This is a genomic window from Ruegeria sp. AD91A (assembly GCF_003443535.1).
GTDB lineage: Bacteria > Pseudomonadota > Alphaproteobacteria > Rhodobacterales > Rhodobacteraceae > Ruegeria.
The window spans coordinates 1403337-1418057 of sequence record NZ_CP031946.1 but is presented as its reverse complement, the minus strand read 5'-3'; the positions used below and the strand labels follow the sequence as shown (position 1 = coordinate 1418057).

At 58.6% G+C, this 14721-nt stretch carries 16 protein-coding genes; 4 read left to right on the top strand and 12 right to left on the bottom strand.

Going from position 1 to position 14721, the window contains the following annotated elements:
- Positions 1 to 12: 12 nt before the first annotated feature.
- The 4 genes from D1823_RS07110 to D1823_RS07095 are packed head-to-tail and all read right to left on the bottom strand — an operon-like array spanning position 13 to position 2007.
- Entirely contained in the window at positions 13 to 201 is a 189-nt protein-coding gene (locus tag D1823_RS07110) for a ubiquinol-cytochrome c reductase iron-sulfur subunit N-terminal domain-containing protein (protein ID WP_117869254.1), read from the bottom strand.
- A 57-nt stretch (positions 202 to 258) separates the two neighbouring features.
- Positions 259 to 870 (bottom strand): molecular chaperone, encoded by a 612-nt coding sequence (locus tag D1823_RS07105; protein ID WP_117869253.1) that lies wholly within the window; start codon positions 868 to 870, stop codon positions 259 to 261.
- 4 nt (positions 871 to 874) lie between these two features.
- A complete protein-coding gene (locus tag D1823_RS07100; protein WP_117869252.1) occupies positions 875 to 1456 on the bottom strand; it encodes a DUF3306 domain-containing protein in 582 nt (193 codons plus the stop codon).
- Positions 1453 to 2007, bottom strand: coding sequence for a DUF3305 domain-containing protein (locus D1823_RS07095; RefSeq protein WP_117869251.1), 555 nt, complete (start codon positions 2005 to 2007; stop codon positions 1453 to 1455). Before D1823_RS07095 ends, D1823_RS07100 begins: the two co-directional genes overlap by 4 nt.
- A gap of 263 nt (positions 2008 to 2270) precedes the next feature.
- Between D1823_RS07095 and D1823_RS07090 the strand changes: the two genes are divergently transcribed.
- The gene (locus D1823_RS07090; RefSeq protein WP_117869250.1) at positions 2271 to 4223 is read left to right on the top strand and encodes a 4Fe-4S binding protein; all 1953 of its coding nucleotides are present in this window, start codon (positions 2271 to 2273) and stop codon (positions 4221 to 4223) included.
- On the opposite strand, the gene D1823_RS07085 is transcribed toward D1823_RS07090, so the two are convergent.
- Complete coding sequence (locus D1823_RS07085; protein WP_117869249.1) at positions 4217 to 4945, bottom strand: cytochrome c; 729 nt, start codon at positions 4943 to 4945, stop codon at positions 4217 to 4219. The genes D1823_RS07090 and D1823_RS07085 overlap by 7 nt on opposite strands.
- 122 nt (positions 4946 to 5067) lie before the next feature.
- On the opposite strand from D1823_RS07085, the gene D1823_RS07080 reads away from it, so the two are divergent.
- The 3 genes from D1823_RS07080 to D1823_RS07070 are packed head-to-tail and all read left to right on the top strand — an operon-like array spanning position 5068 to position 7300.
- Positions 5068 to 6129, top strand: a complete 1062-nt coding sequence (locus tag D1823_RS07080) for an Mrp/NBP35 family ATP-binding protein (protein ID WP_117869248.1) — start codon at positions 5068 to 5070, stop codon at positions 6127 to 6129.
- Positions 6126 to 6821 (top strand): biotin/lipoate--protein ligase family protein, encoded by a 696-nt coding sequence (locus tag D1823_RS07075; protein WP_117869247.1) that lies wholly within the window; start codon positions 6126 to 6128, stop codon positions 6819 to 6821. Before D1823_RS07080 ends, D1823_RS07075 begins: the two co-directional genes overlap by 4 nt.
- On the top strand, positions 6821 to 7300 hold the full coding sequence (locus tag D1823_RS07070; RefSeq protein WP_117869246.1) for a DUF6505 family protein: 480 nt from the start codon (positions 6821 to 6823) through the stop codon (positions 7298 to 7300). The genes D1823_RS07075 and D1823_RS07070 overlap by 1 nt, the downstream gene beginning before the upstream one ends.
- Here the strand turns inward: D1823_RS07070 and D1823_RS07065 are convergent.
- From D1823_RS07065 to D1823_RS07035, 7 genes are all read right to left on the bottom strand, one after another.
- Positions 7297 to 7797, bottom strand: coding sequence for a flavin reductase family protein (locus D1823_RS07065; protein ID WP_117872785.1), 501 nt, complete (start codon positions 7795 to 7797; stop codon positions 7297 to 7299). The genes D1823_RS07070 and D1823_RS07065 overlap by 4 nt on opposite strands.
- A gap of 88 nt (positions 7798 to 7885) precedes the next feature.
- On the bottom strand, positions 7886 to 9298 hold the full coding sequence (locus D1823_RS07060; protein WP_117869245.1) for a 3'-5' exonuclease: 1413 nt from the start codon (positions 9296 to 9298) through the stop codon (positions 7886 to 7888).
- 2 nt (positions 9299 to 9300) lie between these two features.
- Positions 9301 to 9819 carry a hypothetical protein gene (locus D1823_RS07055; protein ID WP_117869244.1) on the bottom strand — a complete coding sequence of 173 codons (519 nt, stop codon included), beginning with the start codon at positions 9817 to 9819 and terminating at the stop codon, positions 9301 to 9303.
- Positions 9820 to 9846: 27 nt separating this feature from the next.
- Entirely contained in the window at positions 9847 to 11670 is a 1824-nt protein-coding gene (locus D1823_RS07050; RefSeq protein ID WP_117869243.1) for a DUF294 nucleotidyltransferase-like domain-containing protein, read from the bottom strand.
- Positions 11671 to 11778: 108 nt separating this feature from the next.
- The gene (locus D1823_RS07045) at positions 11779 to 13563 is read right to left on the bottom strand and encodes a sodium:solute symporter family protein (RefSeq protein WP_117869242.1); all 1785 of its coding nucleotides are present in this window, start codon (positions 13561 to 13563) and stop codon (positions 11779 to 11781) included.
- A 5-nt stretch (positions 13564 to 13568) separates the two neighbouring features.
- Positions 13569 to 13850, bottom strand: a complete 282-nt coding sequence (locus D1823_RS07040) for a DUF4212 domain-containing protein (RefSeq protein ID WP_117872784.1) — start codon at positions 13848 to 13850, stop codon at positions 13569 to 13571.
- A gap of 180 nt (positions 13851 to 14030) precedes the next feature.
- Complete coding sequence (locus tag D1823_RS07035; RefSeq protein WP_117869241.1) at positions 14031 to 14714, bottom strand: adenylate kinase; 684 nt, start codon at positions 14712 to 14714, stop codon at positions 14031 to 14033.
- Positions 14715 to 14721: the final 7 nt, after the last annotated feature.

Sequence of the window (14721 nt, the reverse complement as noted above, 5' to 3'; positions counted from 1 at the left end):
AAACGTCCGATCCTAGAACCGGGTGCTTTCGATGTAGGCGCGTGTATGCGCAGTATCCTGAATGCGGGTATCGTCGGTCGGCAACTCGGCCGCTTCGGCTTTCCCGGTCAGGCTGGCGGCGGCAACGGCAGCAGGTGCTGCGGTTCCGGCCAGTTTGAGGAAGTCGCGGCGTGTGGCGCCTTCTTCCTTGGTCTTGCTCATGGGCTCCTCCTGTCCCAATTGCGGTTTGGTGCCCATTGGACACCGGCGATTTGCGGGTTACCCCGCCGTCATCCGGAATGCTTCGCGCTCGATCTCCATGAAAACCCGACCGGCGGTGCCGACGGATGCATAAAGAACCGAGTTCTCGGCGGCTTCCAAATCTGAATAGAAATGCGTGGCCCAGGGGCCGATATGTTTGTTCCAGAACGCTTTCTGGTCTTCCAGTGAGGCTGGGGTGCCAAAACGCCCAACGATCATTCCGGCCATCATTTCCATCAATGATGCTATGTTGTCTTCAGGCTCAAACACGTTTTGGGCCCGTGTGATCCCACGTACCGCCATGTCGTTGCGCAGCTGCGCCAAAGGTTTTTCGTTCAGGAAACCCGTCAGGTAGAAGCTGGCATAGGGCAGCAATTCGCCCCGACCCAAACCGATGAACAATGCATTGAATTCCCGCTCGGCCCCGGCGGGCTTGGTGACCTTGGCGACCCGCGCCATGGCTTGAATGGCCTGGCCCAAGTCAGTGTCATCGCCGCCCAGACCAGCCAACTGATCCAGCAGCATCTGGTCGGGCGGGCCGGCCAGCAGCAAGCCCAGAAAGTTGTAGAAATCCGCGCGCAGGCGATCCTCGGTTGAAACGTCCAGAGCATGCGCGTCACTTGCGGTCATTCGGTCATCCTTCAAATTCAAATGTCATTCGACGTGGTGCCGGGGGAAGGTCGAATTCCTCCGGCTCTTCCGCCCGAGCGGCTGATACCGGCTCGGGAACGAGATCGGGTTCGACCGGCGCGGCCTCGGGTTCAGTACGCGTATCGGCTTCACTTTCAACGACATCGTCTGTTGTTTCTTCTGTGTCGGCCGCCAGTGCTTCGATATGCGCCAGCATGCCTTTGCCAACTTGATAGGCGGTCTGGATGTTTTCGATCACGCAGGCCGCATCGGTATAATCCTCGCCATAATCAACCAGCCCGTCGACATTGGCCAGAACCGGGTTCAACCGCCACAGCCGACGAAGGGCGCGGCGACGCAGGCGATCTGGCACGGCCTTGGCCATAAAACCCGAAACATCATCGCCGGGCTGCAACATGTCCGGATCGGGTAAGTCAAACTCAGCAAGAATGTCCGCGTCAGTCTTTTCCTCCAGCTCCGCTTGCTGAGCCGCGATCACCTGGTCTTCCGCAACCAGAACCTCGGCTTCGGCTTCAGCCTGAACAGCGGCCTTTCGGCGCGACCAGAAATCACGCGGCCGCGTCATTGGAACACCTTCCTGGGGGCGCGGTAAACGTCCGATTCCTGCCTGATACGCGCGTCACCTTTGCCGTCTTCCACCAGATCGGTCCGTTTCTTGTCACGGCGGCGCTTGACGAAAACTTCGTGCTGATGATGTTTCAGTGTGAAATCCCGAACCCAGGCGATCAGCCCTTCGGTCATCGGGATTTTCTCGACAATTTCTTCGCCGGTATCCGCATAGTCCTGCCCTTCGAACGGAGAGGCGGTGATCAGAACTGCATTCAGGGGCGTGTCACCCTTCAGTTCGTCTCGCAGCACAAGGTATAGCGAAGGCTGTCCATCCAACAGGTTGACCATGTAGGCTTCGGTTTCATCTGCCCAGAGCGTCAGCGGCAGGGTGGCGGCATGATACTCGACCGCATCGCCTTCACGGCGCAGCTCCTGCCAGTTGGCTGCTCCTGCGCCGGGTAAAAGGGCAACGGCACGCCAGTTCCACCGGGCCCAGCGTGTGACCCCGGGTGTCTTGCGCACGATGACGCCAACCGGCATTTCAGTCTGGCTTGCGGCCTTGGCCACTGGCTCCTCCCCGAAAGGCTCTCCCCTGCCTTTGCAAGTCCACTATGGTACACAAACTGGCTGTGTGCCAAGCCTAAGCTCTACGACTTTGGTCGTAGTCCAGGGTAGCAACTGCGTGAGCAGGCCCAATGAACGCTTATGTTTTCTGACAATTTGGCCCGAAATGCAGTCTGGAGCAGGGCGTGCGGCAAGGGGTTGAAGTTGTCTTGCCGGGGGTACAGCCTAGTGTGCATGGGACCAGAACGGTTTCCTGAGGAGGGGATATGGGCACCAAACTACTGCTATGCGATTGCGCCGGTACTCAGGCGCTGGACCCGGATGTGATTGAGAGCGCTTGCAGTATCAGGTGTTCCAGAGCGCACACCGCGCTTTGTACAACCGAACTGAAATCAGCCGCCAAGCTGATGAAAGAAGGCGAAACAGTCATTGCCTGCCTGCAAGAGCAGGAAGTTTTTCGATCACTCGCCGAAGACCTGAATATCGATGCGCCCGGATTTGTCGATCTGCGCGATCGGGCAGGGTGGTCCGATCAAGGTGCGGATGCGACCCCCAAGATGGCGGCCTTGGCGGCCGAGGCCGTATTGCCGCAACCCGTCACGCCTAGCGTGGATGTCTTCAGTGAAGGCACCTGTTTCATCATCGGGCCCGGTACGGTGACCTTTGATCTGGCAGAGCGTCTGGCCGACTCAATGGCTGTGACCGTCATGACGACCGATCTGTCGGATCCTATCTCACGGGACTATGACGTGGTGCGGGGGCGGCTTCGTTCGGTTTCCGGTGCGCTCGGTGGGTTTTCCCTGCGGCTGGACGCGCTGCAGCAAGTCGTACCCGGAGGGCGCGGCGCTTTTGCATGGACCGATCCAAGGGACGGAGCGCTTTCTGCGTGCGACATTGTCGTTGATCTGGCGGGTGAAACACCTTTTGTTCAGGCTCCGGCTAAGCGCGAGGGCTACCTGCGAGCTGATCCCAAGGATGCGGTTGCTGTGGAAAGGCTGGCTTTTGAAGCTGCACAATTGGTGGGAACGTTTGAAAAACCTCTCTATGTGCGGTTGGAGGAAACCCTGTGTGCCCATTCCCGCGCCGGGCAGGTGGGCTGTTCCAACTGTCTGGATATCTGCCCAACCGGAGCGATTTCCCCAGCGGGCGAGTATGTCGCCGTCGATCCGATGGTATGTGCCGGCTGTGGTGCTTGCGCTGCGCTATGCCCTTCAACGGCCATAACCTATGAAGACCCACCTGTTTCGGCGCTGTTGTCGCGGATGCATATTCTGGCCCGCACTTATCGCCGGGCTGGTGGCACCGCGCCTCGGTTGCTTGTGCATGACGCCCACGGGGCTGAGATGATCCGGCTGGCTGCTCGTTTTGGGCGCGGATTACCTTCGGATGTCATCCCGTTGGAACTGAACGTGATTTCTGGCTATGGCCATGCCGAGATGCTGGCGGCTCTGGCGCATGGGTTTGCACGGGTGGATGTTCTTCTAGCCCCGACGATCGAACGCCAAGCGCTGAACCGGGAACTCGAATTGGCACATGCCATTGCAGGCTCGGAGGGCATTGGCCTGATTGATGAGGTTGACCCCGATGCGATGTCCGATCTGCTGTACGGGCAAGCGGTGCCCCGACCTTTGTCTGATCCGGTTCTGCCGTTGGGCAATCGCCGGCAAATTGCACGGCTGGCAGCGCAAGCGCTGAACCCGCAGGCCGACGCGCCTTTGCCATTGCCCGGGAATGCGCCTTACGGGGCGGTTGCAGTAAACACCGATAGCTGCACCCTGTGCCTCAGCTGTGTGTCGCTGTGCCCATCAGGTGCTTTGATCGACAACCCGGACAAGCCGCAACTGAACTTCCAGCAAGACGCCTGTCTGCAATGCGGGATGTGCAAGACCATTTGCCCCGAGGACGCGATCACTCTTGTTCCACAACTTGATCTCAGCGATGCGGCCCTGTCACAGCAGGTTCTGAACGAAGAGGAACCTTTTGCCTGCGTAGAATGCGGGGCGCTGTTCGGCGTGAAATCCACGGTTGAGCGGATCATGGAGAAGCTGTCGGGTACGCACCCGATGTTCGCGACTTCAGATCAGGCGCGGATGATCCAGATGTGTGACAATTGCCGGGTGAACGTGCAGTTTCAACAGCAAGACAATCCGTTCCAGTCAAAAGCCAGGCCTCGGGTCGTCACAACCGAGGATTACTATTCGGACAGAAAGGATCACTGAAGCTTTAGAGGGGCACCCAGATCTGCGGCGTCGATGCGCGATACGAACGCCAGAATCGCGTCAAGATCATCCAATGTCATCTCAACCGGGTGAATTGGAGAAGGGCGTTCGGGATCAAAAGGGGGCGTCAGCCCGTCGATCTGCGTGAATGCAGGGTGGGGGTTCAGGGCGAAAAACGCCTCGAACCGCCGCGACCAGTCAGGCATTGCGCGCAGAACGGCGAAAGAGGGCGTCGACCCCAGGCCATTCATGCGGTTCTTTGGCCCGACAACATGACAGCGTCCGCAATGGGTCATCGACAATTCTTCACCGAGTTGGGTGTCGCCATCGAAGATGTCATCGGCCTCAACAACTGCGAGGTCGAAGCTGGCAGAAAAGGGCTCTCCCTGTGCCGGAGCAAAGCTTTCCACCGTGCGCTTGCCGATATCCGACTTCAGCCATTCAAGAAAACGGGCCTGGCGGTCACTGTCTTCGATACGCAGGTGATAGATCACCTCGCCGCGGGCAAAGACCGGATCACCGGGCGGCGCGGTTTCCAGCACCATAACCCCGGCGTCGTCTGCAATAACGCGGATCCCGGTCTTGAGAGAGAAGCGAGGAAGGATATGTTGCAACAGGCCAGAGCCGTTCACGTCTGCCGGGGCCGCAAGGCCAATAGCCTCTTGTGACCAAGAGGGGGTGGCAGAGAGCGTCAGGCTCAGGCACAAGAGGACAAAGCGCATGGCTCAACGTAACTTCGCGGGGCGGGATGCGTCAATTGAACAGAAAAAGACGGAGACACGTGCAATGAGCGGTGAGTCGATACGCACGCCCCTGTCAGCAGGGCACATCAAGGGGAACAAGCATGAGTGTTCGTGACGCGGTTCTGGCGAACCTGAAAAAGATCACCGACCCGGTTTCCGGGCAGGACATTGTAAGTGCGGGCATCGTGCGTGCCCTGAACGTAGACGGCGATACTGTGCGCTTTGTGCTTGAGATCGACCCGAAGAACGCGGAAAAGATGGAACCTGTCCGCGCTACGGCCGAAAAGGCCGCGCAAATGGTTGAAGGCGTTGCAAGTGTTTCGGCCATGATGACCGCGCATTCCGAAAAGGCGCCGCCGGATCTGAAACCGAAACCCAAGCCATCACAAACCGGGCCGCAGGCGGTACCGGGTGTGGATCGGATCATCGCCGTTGCGTCCGGCAAGGGTGGGGTAGGCAAATCCACTGTATCGGCCAACCTTGCCTGCGCATTAGCTGCGGAAGGACGACGTGTGGGTTTGCTGGACGCCGATGTCTACGGGCCGTCGCAGCCCAGGATGCTGGGTGTCTCGGGCCGTCCGGCCAGCCCTGACGGCAAGACGATCCTACCACTGCGCAACCACGGCGTCACCATGATGTCGATGGGCTTGATGACCAATGAAGGTCAGGCAGTTGTCTGGCGGGGGCCGATGCTGATGGGTGCGCTGCAACAAATGATGAGCCAGGTGCAATGGGGCGCGTTGGATGTTCTGATTGTCGATCTGCCACCCGGCACCGGTGACGTGCAACTGACGCTGAGCCAGAAGTTTCAGGTGGACGGAGCCATTGTCGTTTCGACGCCGCAGGACGTAGCCCTGATCGATGCCCGCAAAGGGATCGACATGTTCAATCAGCTCAAGACACCCATTGTTGGGATGATCGAAAACATGTCCACGCATATCTGTTCGAACTGTGGACATGAAGAACATGTTTTTGGTCATGGTGGTGTCAAGTCCGAGGCAGAGGCGCTGGGCGTGCCGTTGCTGGGTGAAATCCCCTTGCATCTGGACATCCGGGTCGCCGCTGACGGAGGCGCGCCGATTGTCGTCAGCAAACCTGACAGCCCGCAGGCCGAGGCGTTCCGCAAAATCGCCCGGGACCTGATCGCCAAGGGCAACGCATGAGCCAACCGGTATTCCCCCCACTGTTGACAGGCCATCCTGTGCAGGGCGGAGAGGACCCGTTCGAGCGCGCGCTGGCAATGGCGGCGCTGGGCTGCGATGCGGGGACGGTGGTTTACAACGTTCAGGCGGATTTCCTGCGGGTGGCAATTGTTTTTGCCCCCGAGGTGCCGTTGCAGGATGCGATGGTGATGCTGCCGCTCTGCGCAGTGGGATTCCAGAACGCGCTGGGCGCTTTGGCCCCGCCAGAGGTTGCCGTGCATTTGGGTTGGGATGGCCTGATTTGTGTAAACGGCGCGCGTTGCGGCCGGTTCCGTGCGGCTGCGTCGACATCAATGCCCGAGGAAGAGCCGGACTGGCTTATCGTTGGTTGGGAACTGACGCTGTTGCAAACCAGCGACGCGCCGGGCGAAACCCCCGATATCACAGCGCTGTACGATGAAGGCTGTACCGAGGTTTCGGCAACGCAGCTGGTGGAAAGCTGGTCACGACACATGTTGACCTGGCTCAACCGTTGGCAGGAGGATGGCAACGCCTCCTTGCACGCCGAATGGATGGGCCTGCTGCGTGGTGTAGGCGAACCGTTGATCGACGGAGGCGTATTCCTTGGAACGGATGAACGTTTCGGGATGCTGATCCGCGACGGGGTCGATACGCACCTTCGTCCCCTGACCGACTTGTTGGAGAACCGATAATGAAACTGGCCCGAGCAATCCATTTCGACGAAAGCGACATGAACGTGTTTCATTCCCCGGCTCGCACCGGAGAGTGGTGCGTTTCGGGCGGGTTCGAGTTTTCGAACTGGGGCCAGGGTGATCTTGAAGGCAAGGCGCGACAGGCATTTGCGAATGGCTGGCTGGGGTTAGAAACCTTTGGCCGGGTAACTTTTGTGGCCGTGACGCAGATCGAAGCCGCAGAGAAAAACCAGATCACGCGTGATCTGGCCGAACATTTTGTGCAGTTCTATGGCGCGCCCTCGATAGATGCGGCATTGGGTGTCGCCCAAGCTGAAATCGATCACATGTCGGAACTGTGCGAAGACCACGCGGCCAACACGCTGTTGATTGTCGCAAGGGAATTGACCGACACAGGCGTCCACGAAGCTTTTCGGGTGATCACTCCACAGGATGCCGAGCTGGAAGCGCTCGCGGTTCACGGGTCGCTGGACGATTAGATCAGGTCGACAAAACCGCCGAACTGTCCGCGTTTGAAGATCAGCCCTTTGCCGGTGCGATACATGACCTGTTCCACCTGACCCACAATGATCAGATGATCGCCGGCGTCATGACGGGTATGCAGACGGCAATCAAACCGGGCCAGACACTGGGCCAGATGTGGACGCCCGACCGCATCCTCGGTCCAGTCTGCATGTGAGAAATCCGCTCCATCGCGTGCAAACCGCAACGCCTGATCCTGCTGATCCTGTGCCATGACGTGGATAGAATAGAGATCACAGGTACTGAAAGTATCGAAACGGAATGATTCCCTGGCCAAACACCACAGGACTAGTGGCGGTTCCAACGAGACTGACGCAAATGAATTCACTGTTATGGCGCGCGGACCTTCGTCGGATTGCGCGGTAATTACCGTGACGCCGGTGCCAAAGCATCCGAGTGCTTCCCGAAAGGCGGGGCTTTGATCCGGGGTCGGTGTAAAGGTCTTTTCGGTCATTGCGCGCTTAATCCTTGGCCGCGCATCAGGTGCCATGCGTGGCCCGGATTGTCCATGAAAAGCTGACTGCCGAGTTCAATATAAGCCGTCAGTTCAGGTCTTCCAGCAAACGACCGTGTTTACGGGTTTCCATAATCACTTCGCCAAAGGTTGTCAGGCTACGGGCTTGCAGGATCGGCAGCATCTTGACCAATGCCTCGGCTGTGGCAACCGCATCGCCCAGTGCTGTATGGCGCAAAGCGTCGGGGATCGTAATTTCCAACCGTTCACACAAGGCGTCCAGCGTGTGTGTATCGCTGGCCCCGAACAGCACCGCAGATAGTAGGACCGTGTCGAGTATCGGATGGTCCCATTCAACACCCATCCGTTTGGCATGACGGCGCAGGAACGCCATGTCGAACGGGGCGTTATGCGCCACGATCACCGCGTCACGCGTGAACTGATGGAAAACGCGCCCGGCTTCGGCAATATCCGGCGCGCCATGAACCATGCGGTCGCTGATCTTGTGTACCTTGGTCGAGGCAGGTGGAATTGGAATGCCGGGATCAACCAGCATGTCCAGATGCTCACCCTGAACGATTTTGCCATTCAGAACGCGTACAGCGCCGATCTGCACAATCTCATCCTTGTGAGGCAGCAAACCGGTTGTTTCCGTGTCGAAGACCACGAAGCACAGATCCGACAGGGGGCGGTTCTCGAACGCGTCATCCCCCGGTGTATTGAGAAGTTCGAAATCATAGACCAGCGGGCGGGCATCGTCCGGTGACATATGTGCCGCGCTGTCTTCGAAGACAAGCATATATCCTGGTGCATCGCCCAAGGGTTTCATCCGGGCGGAGTATGTCTGCCGCCCATCCACGCTGGACAGGGTGCAATAGACGTCCTTTCCGGTTTTGCACATCTTGGCATAAGCGTCTGTCAGGCCGGTGGCTTCGAGATACTCGAAAAGAGACGCGTTCAGACGAGGATGCGCGATCTGGGCAAGAACCTCGGCTGCCTGCCCGTCGTACAGAACGATCTGATGCTTCGGACTGGCCAGCAGCATGGCCACCGGGATCTCGGTCAGCAGGGCGGTCAGGCGTTGTTTCTCCGCAGCCAGATGCGCAGTTTCCGCAGCGACGGCTTCGGCTGTGCGCATGGCGTTCGAGGCGAGTTGTTCCGCCAATCCCGCTGCAGCCGGGGCAAGATCGCCCAGATAACGCGCGGCCTGCATGTCGAGGTCGGTGCTAACACCGGCATGAGCACGGGCACGCAGCTGGGCGGAAAGCCGTTCGATCGGTTTGGCGACGTTGTCGTCAAACAGCAGCCAAACACCTGCAACCAGTGCCAGTAATCCAAATCCGATCAGGATTTCAGCAAAGACGAAATCATTCACCAGATCGGGATTTCCCGCGCGGGAATAGGTGATCCAGAGAGCGGTGGCACTTATCGCAACCCCTCCAAAAGCAAGGAGGCAGAAGAACAGAAAAATCCTGACCCTCAGACTTAACCCGGTAAGCATGATCAAACCCCGCAAGTGGCTTCGATGATGGGATCGTTGTCCCCGGCTGCAATCCAGTCAGCGTTCACCAGGCGCCCGTCATCGGCGAACTCGGCGCCATCTGCTAGGTTGGCGCGGCGGTTTTCTGCACAGTTTACAGCAACCGGCAGCTTCGATACCGGAGCCCAGCGGCCAAAGAAATAGAGGTCGACAAGCCGTTGTTCCGGAACGTTTTCATTTGTCCGCACAGATACGGTGTCGATTGCGGCAAAGCGATCAACGAACGGCACTGCGTAGGTCCAGGGACGATAAAATGCGCGGCTTTCGACCTCTTGCACGATTGTCATCTCTTCGGGCAGTTGGTCGCGCGTGCGGTCATACCAGGAATACTCGCTGGTGATGGTCATTCCGATCATACCGAGGCCAGCGGCAACCGGAGTGGTCCATTTCGGCAAACGTCCTCCGGTCAGCTTGTTCAGTAGAAGAACGATGCCTGCAAATGCGATCCCCGCAAAAACCGTACCGATCAGTTCCAGAAACATTTGGTCTCTCCGTTCCTCAGACGCATGTCAGCCCAGCATTCCCTTGCCGTGGCCAACTGCCGATTGCATCGTTTTTACCACCACGAAGGCATCGCGCAGATGACTTCGCTCAAAGTCCGACAATTCGGACGGTGGCAGATAGTTGTCGGGCATCGCTCCGGATTTAACCAGCCGCACCTGATGCTCCAGCCGGGTTTCTGCGATCAGATCATAGGCATCCAGCAGGTCACGCGCACCAGAGGGGCTGAGCACACCGCTGGACTCGGCTGCCTTCAGGCGGGCGCGGGTGTTGGCTTCGGTCAGTTCGCCCTGCAATGCGTAGATGCGTGCCAGATCGACAACGGGCACCACTCCGTTGTGTTTCAGATCCAGCGTGTTGCGATGCTCGCCCGAGCGGATCGTCGCGAAACCGCGCAGCAGGCCCAGGGGGGGCGTATGCTTCAGCGAGTTGGAAATCATGTGTGCGACGAAGATCGAGTTTGCTCGGGCCGCTGCCAGAGTGTCCGCTTGCAGGTCGGCAAACAACTCAAACGCGCCGCCGATGGGGCGCAGGTCAAACATGACCGAGGCCAGCATTTGCGCCTCGGGGTTTGGCGTGGCAATCCAGCCCTTGAAATAGTCGCGCCAGACACGAACCGGCTGACACCAGCGCGGATTGGTCGCCATCATGTCGCCGGGGCAGTAAAAATACCCGCAGACGTCCAGCCCGTCCGAGACGAATTTGGCCAGTTTGGTGAAATAGGTCATATCGGCGTCGGTGACGCTGTCATCCAGCATCAGGCAATTGTCCTGATCGGATACGCCGGTTTGTTCTTGCCGCCCCTGTGAGCCGCAGGCCAGCCACAAATAGGGTACAGGGGGCGGTCCCAGTTCGGTTTCAGCCAGTTTCAGCAGGCGGCGGGTAGCAGTGTCAGCAATATCGGTGATGAGCCGCGTGACAATCTCGTGCCGGTTCCCGCCAGCAACCAACTGTACCAGCAGTTTCGGAATTTCTGCGGTCACTCGCGCCATTTCTTCAGCAGTGTCCGCCTTAGCAATGCGGCCAACCAACTCGGCCGAGTTGACGGCCTGATAATGTGTCAGATCGGTCTGTGTCACGATCCCGACCAGACGACCTCCTTCGGAAATCGGGATGTGGCCAATGCCGCGCTCCATCATGATGTGAAGAACATCCGAGCCGATATCACTGGGTGACAGGGTCACGGGGTTTGCAGTCATGATTTCCGAAATCTGTGTGGTTGCTGGCAAACCATCTGCAACATACTTGCCCGAAATGTCCCGTAGGGTGGCTATACCCTTCAAGATATCTCCGTCGGTCACGCAAAGCGACGAGATATGTTTGTCGCGCATGATCTGGGCCGCTTCCTGAACCGACGTGTCCGCAGGGCAGGTGGCAGGATTGCGCGCCATCAGAACGTCAATCGAGCTGGTCGCAAGGCTTTGGGGACCGCTGCGATCGCCCCGGGTTCGATCGAAGAATTTGGCGACGACATCGTGCCCTTCAATCAACCGCCTGACCAGATCCGGTGGCAGTAGCATCAGAACCGATGGTGTATGCGCGCGGGCTTTGGTGGCGGCTTTGCCGTCTCTCAACAGGCCGCGCTCACCAAAGGAATTGCGCAACCCCAGATGAGAAACGACTGCACCGTTCTCGTCGGTGATCTCAACCTGTCCTTCATAGATCACGAACACACCGGGCAGGGTATGGCCGAGTTCATAGACTGAAGCGTTTTCCTCAACCTCCCAGACCTCGATCTGCTTGACGATCTGGTCCAGGGCGTCAGACGGCAGCGCGTCATAGGGATGAACGGATTTCAGAAACCGGGCAATTTCATCGTGGGACAGGGGCATCTGATGTCTCCGGTATTCTGGTTAAAAAATCCCGCCCGGTGGTATGCCGGGCGGGAACAGTGGATCGAAAGACGCGGTCGAAGGCAAGTGCCGACAACCGCATCATACTCAGTGATCCTGAGCTGCGCCCGCACCACGGGGAATGCGTACGCTTTCGACCAGATCCTTGATCTCCTGAGGAGTTTCTTTGGTCATACCTGCAATGATGTAGGCTGTTGCAAAGTTTACCATGGCACCAATCGCGCCGAACGAGGTCGACTTGATCGGACCCAGCAGGGGGTCTGCATCCGTGAACGAGTTGGTGCCCGGAATGAACAGCCAGCCCTTGTGCAGGAAGATGTAGACCAGTGTCACGGTCAGACCAGCCAGCATGCCTGTGACCGCGCCGGTGTTGTTGATGCGGGTCGAGAAGATCCCCATCATCAGCGCCGGGAAGATCGAAGCCGCCGCCAGACCAAACGCAAGCGCCACTGTCTGCGCCGCGAAGCCCGGTGGGTTCAGACCCAGGTAGGTTGCGACAACGATGGCAACAGCCATTGCGATCCGCGCTGACAGAAGCTCGCCTTTTTCCGAGATCTGCGGGTTGATCGCACCTTTGATAAGGTCGTGCGACACAGCCGACGAGATTGCCAGCAGCAGACCCGCAGCGGTTGACAGGGCAGCCGCAAGACCACCAGCCGCGACCAGACCGATTACCCAACCCGGAAGGTTGGCGATTTCGGGGTTGGCCAGAACCAGGATGTCACGGTTGAACTTGGTCAGCTCGTTTCCGACCCAGCCTTTTTCTTCTGCCAGTGCCTGCATCGATTCAGACTTGTCATTGTAGTACTGAATCTTGCCGTCGCCGTTCTTGTCTTCCCAGTCCAGCAGACCGGTTTTCTGCCAGGTGGCCATCCAGTCATAGCGTGCGTCATTGTCGATTTGTTCAACAGAAACCGCGCCGCCTTCGATGCCACCATTGGGCCACATCATGTCACTGATGTTCAGACGCGCCATGGCACCAACCGCAGGGGCAGTCAGATACAGCAGAGCGATGAAAACCAGCGCCCAGCCAGCAGACCAACGTGCGTCAGCAACTTTGGGAACGGTGAAGAAGCGCATGATGACGTGCGGCAGACCCGCAGTACCGATCATCAGCGACAGGGTGAACAGCACCATGTTCAGTGTGTTCGAGTGGTGGGCCGTGTATTCATTGAAGCCCAGCTCGGTTACGATGGCGTCCAGCTTGGTCAGCAGGGGTTCTCCGCTGGCGGTGTCGCCAAACAGACCCAGCGCCGGAACCGGCGTGCCGGTCAGCTGCAGCGAGATGAAGATCGCGGGGATGGTGTAGGCGGTAATCAGCACGCAGTACTGAGCGACCTGAGTGTAGGTCACGCCCTTCATTCCGCCAAACACTGCATAAGCGAATACCACGGCTGCACCGATCAGCAGGCCGGATGTGTTCGACACTTCGAGGAAGCGACCAAAGGCCACGCCAACGCCGGTCATCTGACCAATCACGTATGTCACCGAAGCAACGATCAAACAGATCACCGCAACGATGCGCGCGGTCTGGCTGTAGAAGCGGTCGCCGATGAACTCGGACACGGTGTACTTGCCGAATTTGCGCAGATAGGGTGCAAGCAGCAGAGCCAGCAACACGTAACCACCGGTCCAGCCCATCAGGAACGAGCTGTTGTCGTAGCCGGTGAAGGCAATCAGACCCGCCATCGAGATGAACGAAGCCGCAGACATCCAGTCCGCCGCCGTTGCCATACCGTTGGTGACAGGATGGATGCCGCGACCCGCAGCGTAAAATTCAGATGTGGACCCAGCTCGGGCCCAGATCGCGATGCCGATGTACAGCGCGAAGGATGCGCCAACAAACAGCAGGTTGATGGTAAACTGATCCATGGGGTTTACTCCTCAACACCGTATTCGGCGTCTAGCTTGTTCATGCGCCAGGCGTAGTTGAAGATCAGCACCAGAAAGACCAGAATCGATCCCTGTTGTGCGAACCAAAAGCCCAGATCGGTCCCGCCTACGGCGATCCCCGACAGCATCGGACGCAGCAGAATGCCGAATCCAAATGACACCAGCGCCCAGATTGCGAGGCTGATGTAGATGAGGCGCAGGTTGGCCTGCCAATAGCCCTTATCGGACTCGGCAGTCTGCGCGGAGTTGGTAGATTGATCCGCCATTGCGGGTTCCTCCTTCGCTTCCTCGTTGGACGGCCCAGTGCCCAAGTCCTCCAGTGCGTCGGGCCGTTTCTCACTTGTGCCAAACACCACGTGGCGTCAGGCAAAACTCCACCAGACCGCCAAAGCGGTTCAATGAAGTATTCTGTTTGGGATCAAAGCCTTGCGGCTCTTCTCCACCCCCTAGTTCATTGCTTCGCCGACGATACCTTCAAGATCATTGGCAATGTCTTCGATTTTACCCATGGCGTTTGTGCGCTGAAGCACGCCCTGACCGTCATAGTAGGTGATCAGTGGCGCGGTCTGCTCATGGTACGCTGCAAGACGCGAAGCCACCGTTTCGGCATTGTCATCCGCACGGCGCTTGAATTCGGTATGGCCACACTTGTCGCATTTGCCCTCTTCGGCAGGCGTCTTGAACTGGTCGTGGTAACCTTCACCACAGCCAGCGCAGGTGTAGCGGCCCGAAATACGGATCACCATTTCTGCGTCTTCCACCTCAAGGCTGATCGCAGCGTCGATCTTCTGGTTGTTCGATGCCAGCAGACCGTCCAGCGCTTCGGCCTGAACCGTCGTGCGCGGGAAGCCGTCCAGAATGACGCCCTTGGCGCAATCCGGCTGAGCCATACGGTCCCGCAGGATTGCGATGACGATCTCGTCGCTGACCAGGTCGCCGGCTTCCATTACCGCTTTTGCCGCTTTGCCGGCTTCGGTTCCGGCCGCGACCGCTTCGCGCAGCAGGTCACCCGTGCTGAGTTGTACAAGACCGAATTTCTCTTCCAGCATGCGGGCTTGCGTACCCTTCCCGGCTCCGGGAGGGCCGAGAAGGATGAGAACGGCGGGTGTGGTGATCGTGGCAGCGTCCATCACATCC